General features: G+C 38.0%; 8 protein-coding genes. All 8 read right to left on the bottom strand.

The genetic code is table 11. The features are described 5' to 3' along the window. Positions 1-228: 228 nt before the first annotated feature. The gene (locus CPS_RS02575) at positions 229-2,508 is read right to left on the bottom strand and encodes a polysaccharide biosynthesis tyrosine autokinase (RefSeq protein ID WP_011041430.1); all 2,280 of its coding nucleotides are present in this window, start codon (positions 2,506-2,508) and stop codon (positions 229-231) included. Positions 2,509-2,573: 65 nt separating this feature from the next. Next, a complete protein-coding gene (locus tag CPS_RS02570; protein WP_041737257.1) occupies positions 2,574-3,032 on the bottom strand; it encodes a low molecular weight protein-tyrosine-phosphatase in 459 nt (152 codons plus the stop codon). A gap of 5 nt (positions 3,033-3,037) precedes the next feature. After that, complete coding sequence (locus tag CPS_RS02565) at positions 3,038-4,165, bottom strand: polysaccharide export protein (RefSeq protein ID WP_011041428.1); 1,128 nt, start codon at positions 4,163-4,165, stop codon at positions 3,038-3,040. 531 nt (positions 4,166-4,696) lie between these two features. Beyond that, entirely contained in the window at positions 4,697-5,998 is a 1,302-nt protein-coding gene (locus CPS_RS02560; protein ID WP_011041427.1) for a sensor histidine kinase, read from the bottom strand. Positions 5,999-6,008: 10 nt separating this feature from the next. Continuing rightward, positions 6,009-7,316, bottom strand: coding sequence for a sigma-54-dependent transcriptional regulator (locus CPS_RS02555; protein ID WP_011041426.1), 1,308 nt, complete (start codon positions 7,314-7,316; stop codon positions 6,009-6,011). Positions 7,317-7,614: 298 nt separating this feature from the next. Further along, positions 7,615-8,829: an ABC transporter permease gene (locus CPS_RS02550; RefSeq protein WP_011041425.1), complete on the bottom strand. Its 1,215-nt coding sequence runs from the start codon at positions 8,827-8,829 to the stop codon at positions 7,615-7,617. A gap of 21 nt (positions 8,830-8,850) precedes the next feature. Further along, the gene (locus CPS_RS02545) at positions 8,851-10,149 is read right to left on the bottom strand and encodes an ABC transporter permease (RefSeq protein WP_011041424.1); all 1,299 of its coding nucleotides are present in this window, start codon (positions 10,147-10,149) and stop codon (positions 8,851-8,853) included. Beyond that, positions 10,142-10,903, bottom strand: coding sequence for an ABC transporter ATP-binding protein (locus CPS_RS02540; RefSeq protein WP_011041423.1), 762 nt, complete (start codon positions 10,901-10,903; stop codon positions 10,142-10,144). Before CPS_RS02540 ends, CPS_RS02545 begins: the two co-directional genes overlap by 8 nt. Positions 10,904-10,976: the final 73 nt, after the last annotated feature.

The following is a 10,976-nucleotide window of genomic DNA, read 5'->3' as shown; positions in this document are numbered from 1 at the left end:
CTGATATTAAACCACTGTAATATAGACAAAACACACCTGTTTGTAGGTGTTTTAAAGGAGAGGTCATTGCTTTCTTTACTTCATTATACATATAAATTAATTGATATCACGGTGGGATTTATACTTTTTAAATCCTTAACCAATACAGTTGAGGTGCCCTATGTTACTTCCTAATTCTCGGATTTATACTCAGGAATATTTTTTTATGCCTGCAAATTGGTGTTACTTTTACTTATCCGATTTATATTCATAGTTATAATAACCATAATAACCATAGGCATTACTTGCTTTTTTCACTACGCCATTAAATACCACACCTTTTACATCAATGCCATTTTGTTCAAAGCGCTGACGGGCATAGTCAATTTCTTTAATCGCATTTTGACCAAAGCGTGTAACCAATAACATGGTGCCAGCATGACCACCGACAATAGCGGGGTCTGTCACGGCTAGTATAGGTGGAGTATCTATAAGAATAATATCGTATTTAGCTTTTATTTCTGTAATTAAGTCACTAAAATTACTGTGCATTAATAATTCGGAAGGATTTGGTGGTACTTGACCACGTGTAATAACACTTAGCCCTTCAACATTGGTTGCTTTGGTCACTTGCTCCAGCGTTTGTTGTCCTGATAAGTAATCTGACAAACCGTTTTCCCACACTATACCAAACTGTTTTTGTAAATAGCCTTTTCTCATATCAGCATCAATGACTAGAACCTTCTGACCACTTTGAGCCAATACTGCACCAAGATTAGCTGAGATAAATGATTTACCTACACCTGGAGAAGGGCCTGATATGGCAATAACATTATTTTTTGCTTCCATCATTGCAAAGTGCAAACTGGTACGTAGGCTACGAAGTGCCTCTATTGATAAGTCAGCAGGATTATCAACAGCCAATACATTACTCTTATCATTATGGCTTTGATTTGCTTTACGTTTACGGCCTTTGGTTAAAGCCTTAGTTAAGCCTGTTAATTTATCTTGATGCATAGAGAATGGTACACTGGCATAAACAGGCATGCCAATAGCTTCTATCTCGCTAGGGTCTTCAACGCCTTTATGTAATGCCTTTTGCACTAGCACAATAGCAATAGCTAACATACCACCTACCAGAGTGGCCATTACCACTATCAAGGCTTTTTTCGGTTTTACTGGTTTAATAGTATTCACTTCTGCCACATCAATAATACGTACATTACCGACAGTGCCTGCACGTACAATATCTAACTCTTGCACTTTACCCAGCAGCATCATATAAATTTCATTACCAACTTCAACATCACGCGTTAAACGCAATAATTTTTGCTGCATTTCAGGTAAGTTTGAAATTTTACCCGCTAAGCCATCACGTTGTTTTTGTACCGCTTCTATTTGCTCAACAATGCCTTGATAATTAGGATGGTTACGTTTGAACATGCGAGACATAGCTAAACGTTTAAGGTCTAATTCTTGTAACTTGGTATCCAGTTCAACAATTTGTTCTAGAACGCCTTGTGTTTCTAAGGTAATGTTGACTGATTGTTGATCTCGTTGATAGTCATTAAATAATGCTTCTGAACTTTCTAGCTGTTTTTTAATTTCGGGTAACTGAACCTCTAAAAAATCGAGTGACTTTTTAGCTTCGGCTGAGTTTCTGTCAACATTTCTCAGTACATAAATTTCAGCAGTTTTGTTCAAAACACCTTCAGCATATTCTGGTGTTTCATGTTGAAAGCTTAAGTTCACGATGCCAGAATCTTTACCTTTTTCACTGGCACCAATAGCCGTTTGTAGATCAACAATAGTATTTAAGCGATCTTTACGGGTAACAATAAATTCTGTGCCAGCTCTTGCTACTAGGGTTTTTAATGTTATTGAAAAACGGTCATTTGATAACTCTTCACCTACTTTACCATGTAAAATAACTTTGCCGTCTTCAGAGAGCAATTTGAAGCTCTGATTATCACTTGCTTGTATTATGTATTCTTTATCAATTCCATATTGTGGTACGTCAAACCGGAATACTTCAATTTGTTCACCGCCCCACGCATAACTTGTTGCACCAAAACTTGCTGCAGCAAGATCACCTTCTTTGATTGGGTTAAATTTTCTAAAACTTCGGCCACCAATGACAGGGAATAATTTAGGTACCGCAACTATATCTAATTTTAAGGTATCAACCGCTTCACCAATAACTGAGCGAGATTTTAATAGCTCTATTTCTGTTATTGACTTAGAACTACTTTCAAACATACCCGCCATGTCATCTAAACCTGGCACTGAACCGCCACTTTCTTCTACCTGGATCATGGCTGTGGCTTTATAAATCGGTGTAGAAAATATGGCTATAGCAATACCAATCACAGCAAATAGCGTGGTTATTGACACAATAAATATTTTACGATCAATAAGCGCACCAAAAAGCGCCATCAAATCAATTTCATTAGCAGGGGCGTTATTTGAAGTATTATTACCCTGCTGATTACGAACGGTAGGTTTAACTATATTTTCATCGATTGACATATTTTGTGTACTTTTTATTTAAGGGGTACTGGTTTATCTAGCCTGCTTTACTTAACATCACTGGGCTACAGATATTTTTCCCAAGCGCTACATGCTCTATCAATTAATTGATAGACATGTTCGAACGCTTCGTGGCTTTGGCGATAAGGATCTGGGATTTCGGTATCATCAATCCATTTACCGAGTAAAAAGGTTTTGCCTCGTGCTTCTGGGTATTGTCCCAACAAATCACTTAAATGACGCTCTTCCATCACTAGAATCAAGTCATTTTCAGCAATCAATTTTGAATTGAGTTGACGGCCTTTGTGTGGGCTCATATCAATATTATTGCTTAAGGCAATTTTTGTTGCTGTTGCCTCTGCACCTTTACCGACTAACGCGGTTAATCCTGCTGAAGAAACTTTGATTTGGTTTTCTACCGAGTTATCAGCCGACTTATCTTTCAGCTTATCTTTAAGGAGGTATTCACCGGTAGGGCTTCTACAAATATTACCTGCACATACGACTAATATTGAGTTAAACATACCCATTAGAAAAAGTTTCCTTGAGTTTTAATCGTTGAAATACTTTCCAGTGCTTGCACTGTTGGTACTAATTGGCTAATCAAACGATTCCAACGTGCAATAGGTGCAGTGGTCACATAAACGATATCACGCGGTTGCAATTTAAATTGATCAGCTAACACCAGTGCCACTACATTTTGTGCATACAATTGATACACATCGGCAATAATGCCTTCTTCATTATCTGGGCGTTTACGCAACACAAATACCCCGTTAGCATTGGCGGTTCTTTCATTTAAACCGCCTACGTCGCTTAACGCTTCCGCAAGGCTTAAGCCATAACGGTTAATTTCAATACTGCCAGCTTTGCTTACATCACCCAATACAAATACTTTTTGATTATCAGTACGATTAACATGAATAATATCACCATGTTTTAATAAGCGGTTTTGAGAAATATCACCCTTGGTATAAAAATCATCTAACTTGATGGTTTGTACTTGATTATCTCGAGTAAAACTAACCGTGCGCCAATCAGCTCTTTCACTTAAACCACCCGCGAGGTTGAGTGCATCGATTAACGTTAAAGGTATTTCACTGATAGCGAAAACACCAGGTCTTTTCACCTCGCCAGTAACATACGTTCGCTGACTCTTAAAGCCAACCACTTTAAGGTCTAATTGTGGTTTTTCAATAACCTCACTGAGCTTTGCTACTAAAACATTGTGTAATTCTCTGATTGTTTTACCCGCTGCAGGTACATTGGCAGCATACGCATAGGTGATAGTGCCATCGGCTTGAATTCTAAAACCATCAAATTCTGCGGTACGTTGTACTGCGGCAGGAATAGTTAATTCTGGATGGTCCCAAACACCAATAGATAAAACATCACCAACACCCAGCACGTAATCATACGTATCTGTAACTACTGGTGTATATTTTTTAGCTTGAGAATAAGTTTGTTGGCTGTCTTTTAATCGAGATATTAATGAAGAGTCTATAACAGAGATATTTATATTTGAGAGGTCTTGTTCAAGTGTAGATGTCTCAGGTTCTACATCAACGCCTTCCATATGACTGCCAGGGATAATATTACAGCCGCTCAATAACAATAAGGCTAGTGAGACAATTACTTTTTTAGAGGATATTAACATTGTGTAAGTTTTTTCATTCCTTCGCTAATTTAACCAACTACCCTGTTGCTTCCAATGTTTTCTGCATAAAAACATCTTAAAACTCATGCAGTTGTCGCTTTATTCTTATCTGTTCTATCTATTTTATTTAGTAGCAATTCTACTCTCAGCTACTATATAGCTGATATATACTGATATATACTGATAACAATATATTTCGCCTCATTGATTTATATAAGCGTCGTGCTTAATCAATTAGATAGATCCATAGCATATTATGCGCGGAATCATACGCAAGTTACCTATCATTGTCTATATAGATAATTAGATTTGAAAATTGTAAATTTTTAATTAGGTACGACAGAAATAGTTGTAAAATTTCAGTGCTTGTTCTCACCTACTGATGAAGCGCATCTTCTAAGAATTTAATTGGAGTTAATTGAAGCTAGGCTGGTAACAAACAATGGATTCAGGATAATTGCTCCTGCATTATCTAATAAGTGGTATCCATGCCACGTCCGATTAAGTTACCACGGGAATGACGGGAATAGACTAGTTAACATTGTGTGGTAAATACACGTCTACTTGTAAGCCGCCTTTAGGATGGTTGTTTAAGGTGATTTGACCTTGATGACCATCACTAATTTCTCGGCAAATACTCAAGCCAATACCGCTACCATCTGCTTTTGTTGAATAGTAAGGTAAAAATGCTTTTTGTAATACCTCTACTGGCATACCTGTACCAAAATCTCTTACGGTAATAACTAACTTATCCTGCTGACTACTTACACTAACAACACAAGATTTTTCAGCATTAACTTTGTCTGGACATGCTTGTTGAGCATTTTTCAGTAAGTTTATTAAGAGCTGTTCAATTTGACTCTCATCACCTGTAAACATCAAACTATTACCCTGACAACTTAAGGTAAACAGATACAACTCTTGTAACTGTTTCAAGGTTTTTATTAAATCAAATTCCTGCTTTTTCGGTTGAGAAAGCCGCGCCAACTGACTATAACTCTGAATGAATTCTGCTAATTTATTTATCCGCTTAGAGATAGTAGCAAACACTCGAATGAGTTGTGGTTCATTTAAACGTTCTGCAAGTATATTACCGCTATGACACATAGAGCTAATAGGTGCGATAGAATTATTCAACTCATGGTTAATAACCCGTATAACCTTTTTCCATGTTTGTAACTCTTGTTGATGCATGGCTTTAGTTATCGGTTTGAGTAACGTTAACTGATGACGACTTCCATGTAATTTCAAATGATGACGAGACAAGTGCCAGCTATGCTCTGTTTTAGTTTCAGCTAACAGTAATTGAATGATGGCATTATCTTTATCATTATGTGGGATTAGCTCAGGTAACTTCTCATCGAGTAGCGTAGTCCAAGACATGCCCAACATGCTCTTTTGATTAAAAAAGTATTCTGCGGCTCGATTAGCAAAAATAATGGTATCTCTGTGATTAACAAGCACAGTGACAACATCTGAGGCATTAACAACCTTATCTAACAAGAGCTCCCTTTGATAAAGCGATTGTTTCTCTTGTCTTAGCTTATCAGTCACTTGATTAAAGAGCGCTAACACTTCAGATTGGCTTTGACTTTTATTGGTCTTTTTATCCGCTAAGGTAATAGAGAAGTCACCATCTTGTAAGTTACGTAGACCATGTAATAACGTCTGTAGGATCTGATGAGTTTGTCGATGGTAATGCTGATAACGCATAGCGGCTAAAGTAATTAACAGTATTGAACTTATAGAAAATAACCAAGGTGAGCTCGGCAATAAAAGAGAGAAGCTAACGATAAAAGCAATATTGATAAGAATGAGTTGTACGATTAACATATGGATTCAACTAACATAATGAGCCTACATCTATTTGATATTTTTCTATACGGCGGTATAAAGCTTGTCGACTTAACCCTAACTCGAGTGCCGTATGTTTGATCACGCCCTTATGCTTAATCAGTACCTGCTCAATATTTCCCTTTTCACCTAACGCGGCTTCTTTTTGACTCGAAGCCAATTGAAAGTCACTTGCCGTTAAGGTACTACTATTAGCAAAAACTAACGCGCGCTTACAGGCATTCTCTAATTCACGTACATTACCCGGCCAAGTATAATCCGTTAACGTTTGTGCTGCTTCATCACTCAGTGAACAATCATTGCCGATAAAGTATTGTGCTAGCGGAACAATGTCAGCTTTTCTGTACGCTAAATCAGGTAAATTTAACTCTATAACATTTAACCGATAATATAAGTCTTCCCGAAAAGTACCTTGCTGAACAGCTAAACGTAAATCGGCATTAGTGGCACTAAGTACTCTCACATCCACTTTCAATGTTGCGTTAGCCCCTAAGCGTTCAAATTCACCGGTTTGCAATACTCTGAGTAATTTCATTTGACCTGCTAAGGTCAGATTAGCGATTTCATCTAAAAACAATGTGCCGCCATCCGCGGCTTCAAAACGACCAATCCTCGCTTGATTGGCTCCCGTGAATGCACCTTTTTCCGCACCAAAAAGTTCTGCTTCCATTAAGTCATGAGGTAAAGCCCCCATATTTACTTTAATAAAAGCACTGTTATAACGCGGAGATTGTTGGTGAATATAATCGGCAAGCTTCTCTTTGCCTGCACCATTAGCTCCGGTAATTAATACATTTACGTTTGCACCCGCTACTTTGCTCGCTTGAGATATCAAGGTTTGCATTTCTTGGCTTTTGTAAATGAAATCATCCGCGGGCTTTTGATTGCTCACGCTTTGATTGTTCTTATCTTGGTTTATCTTGGAGTTCAGGCTATATTTTGCCACTAAATCTAGCAGTTTTACATCATCCCAAGGTTTTTGTAAGTAGTCCGTTGCGCCACTTTTCACCAACGATATGGCTGTTTCTAATTGAGTCCACGCGGTAATTAGGATGATAGGCAAATCACTATTTAGTGCTTTCAAAGCAGTAAATAGTGATTTGCCTTCTTTTCCAGAGGTGATACCTTGCGCGAAATTCATATCTTGAATAACTAAATCAACACGTTGATGAGATACAGCCAACAATGCTTGTTTCTCATTCTCAGCCGTCAGCACAGCATAACCATGCAAACTTAATAACAACTCAAGGGCTTCGAGTATATCGGGGTTATCATCAACGATTAATATTTGTGGCATTTCGTTCCTTTAAAGATGGTTACCAGCTAAGCTTTTTGATTATCATTTCCTAAGTATCTTGTCAGACGTGGTATGGATGTTACTTATTAGAGAATGCATACCTCAAAAGCTGGTTCTTCGATATTAACAACCTCGAAGATGACGACCTACAAGTACCTAAGCAGTTTTCCGTCATTCCCGAAGTTATTGTCGGACGTAGCATGGATGCTACTTATTAGAGAATGCAGGATGCACATTCTCCTGAATCCAAGGTTCAAGAACTGGATCTTCGACAAGAAAACTCGAAGATGACAACCACCTACACTGTTCTAGTCGCAATCACTGGTGGAATATTACTGGTCTTTATTGCGGGGATCAAAGTTGCGATTGTACCTGCGATAAAAATGACCACACTCGCTAATATAAACAACATAATATCTGGTTTACTCAAGCTAATATACTGACTTAATAAAATATTAAACCCAAAAGCCATCACCAAACCTAACGCACAACCAATACTGTATACCAGCCAGTTTTCCGTGAGCACATATAAAAGAATATCTTTTTTACGTGCACCTAACGCACGTCTAATACCTATGTATTTTTTCTGACGCGAAATATGAAATTGTGAGTAAGCATAGCTGCTAATAGCAGTAACAAATATCATTAGCCCACAAAGCAGCAAGAACAACTCAGCTAAACCTTTATCATGGCTATAAAAGCGTTTCATATGCTCTGCCATAGTCATTATTCTGTAGATATCACGCTCGGCTTGGACTGCTAAAATGGTATCACTAACTTTATTACGCACTGCCTCCACTTGACCTGGAATCACCCTTAGTAAGTAATATCGACCAGTGAAGATAAACTCCATTACTCGATTACCAAAAACACCGTATTGCTTGTCTATGGGTAACGTCGGGTCAAGCATAATATCTTTTACCACGCCTACAATGCGACCATTATTAGTTTCTTGTCCTAGTGCCGAACCTTCACCATATAGCGCTTTTTTAAGTGACTCAGTAATCAGTACATTACCATTTTCATCACTACCAAAATCAAGTTGATCATCTTTCGTTAAAAAACGACCTTCAAGTAATGCCAATGCTAGCGTATTGCTAAGCTCCTCATTAGTGAGAAAAATCTTTGAATCTTGCAGATATAGATCACGACGAACAATTTCTGGGTCATCTAGATCATATACATTACCTAACATGCCTCTTGTATTTATGGGTAGTTGATTCATGAGTGAAACACTTTCAACACCTGAAAGTTGATTTAATTGGTGTAAATCTTGACTCACAATTGATCGATAATAGTCCAAGTTACGGTATTCACCCGATGTCGGATGCAATGAAACAATCAAGGTATTGTCTATATCTAGGCCCGTATCTTGGGCCAATTTATTGTTAGTATCCACGGCTAAAATAACACTGTTAATCAGCAAACCTAACGTTATCGCTAATTGTAAGATTAATAACCCCGTAGTAAATTTTCTTAATAATAAGGACTTAAGTAGTGCTTTAATATTCATAATTTTTCCCTATTTACTTGGTTACTTAAGTTCAGCAGAAATACTGTAACGATTAGCGCGATATAACGGGTACAGAGCACTGGCAATTGAAGTCACTAATGCCAACAACATCCCTAGTACGAGTAACTTGGGTTCTAAAACAGCGATATTTGCTAAGCGTGGTAAAAATTGCACTGATAACTTTAGAAACAACCAACTCAACACTAACGCTACCGCACCAGTAAATAAGCCTAATAACACACTCTCAGTTAAACCCTGCACCAGCATATGTCGGTTACTCGCACCAATAGCACGTCTTAAACCCACTTCAAATTTTGCTGCATGAAAGCGTGAAAGTAATAAACTACTGGCATTGAAAATACAGACAGACAAAAACAAAACCGAAGCTAAAGTAAATGCCAATACCTTTTGATCTACAACCTTATTCACTTTTAGCCACTCATTAACATTATGTAGTTCATTTTTTATTGCTAAAGGATGTTCCCCAGCATCTTTAAGTTGTTGGCTATAGTTATCTAAGTAGCTTTGCAATGCTGGCTTTTGATTCACATTTTCCAACTCAACCCACGCTTGTAAGTAATAAACATCTTTATCACGCGTTTCTTCAATGCCAGTATAATCAACTGCAGAGGAGCTGCGCGCATGTATCGACCAACCTAAATCTATTGCGGTTTCAAGTGGCGCAAATATATCATCGGTTAAGTTAAAGGCTCGTCGCTCTGTCGGATGGTAAAACAAGGGACGTAATACCCAAGGTTTCAAAACACCCACAATCGTAAGTAATTCACCATCAAGCTCGAGTGTTTTACCCACACTGTTTTTACCAGCAAATATCTTTTGGTTTAATTCATCACCAATAACTATTTCCATACCTCTACTTTTTTCAAATGCCGCTCCATAAGCAAAAGGTGCATTAGTGAGTTCAAAGAAACCTGGAGTAGTGGCTCTCACATCTGAATCAAAACGTTTCATACTATTGGACTCTGCATCCCTAGCATAAACGCCAGAGGCATAAAATATTGCGCTGCCTTTAGTTAGATTTGATTCAGCGATCGCCATAGCATCTCTATAGCGCAATATATGCATAGGCTCATCAGGTGGTTGATCATCAGGCCAAGTATTCATATTAATATGAAATAAATGAGCACTTTTTTCTGGTATGGGATCACTTGCCATAGAGTTAACTAAAGCAAGGTTTGCACACAATACGCCAACACCAATAGACAAGGTCAGAATGATTAAAAAATACAGAGTAGGAGCGCGCTTGAAGCTTTGCATTGCCAAAGTGAGGTTATAAACAAATAGACTATCACTACGCATTTTCCATCTCCTCGGCTACTGATGCACTCACCGCAGCAGAGATTGTTTTACCCTTGGTTTCTGTAGCTCGGTCTAACGGTGCGTAAATTTTGAAATCAGCAAGTTGACCATCAATCACTTGTACATTGCGATTTACTTCGCGTGCTTGGTCTGGATCATGGGTAACCATAATGATGGTAGCGCCACCTTTGTTTAGATCGTGCAATATTTCCATCACTTGGCGTGCCATTAATGAATCAAGGTTACCTGTTGGTTCATCGGCTAGTAATATTTTCGGTTCACCTGCTAACGCTCTAGCGATAGCAACGCGCTGTTGCTGACCACCTGACAACTGACTTGGCAGATACTTAAACCTTGAAGCTAAGCCAACTTTTTCTAAGGCTTGCTCAACTCTGCGCTTTCGCTCACTCGCGCTGAAACCACGGTAACGCAAAGGCATATCAACATTATCAAAAATACTGTAATCAGGGATAAGATTGTAGTTTTGAAAAATGAAACCTATTTTTTCATTTCTTAATCGCGAAAGTTCATCATCTTTTAGTCCCTGTACGCTAACACCATCTAACTCATACTGGCCTCGGTCAAAGCTATCAAGTAATCCTGCGACATTCAGAAAAGTTGATTTTCCTGACCCTGAAGGACCCGTTACCGCAACAAACTCTCCTGCTTTTACATTCAATGAAAAGTCTCTTAAAGCATGCGTTTGAATAGTATCACTTTGATAAATTCTGGAAATGTTGTTCATATTTAGCATGGTAGTTCCTTTTTATATTTCGTTTTATTTAAAAAAGATTCATCAAATGAACACTTCTTTAATTTAGTCAATT

The organism is Colwellia psychrerythraea 34H (assembly GCF_000012325.1).
GTDB lineage: Bacteria > Pseudomonadota > Gammaproteobacteria > Enterobacterales > Alteromonadaceae > Colwellia > Colwellia psychrerythraea_A.
This window is presented reverse-complemented; position numbering and strand designations above follow the sequence as displayed.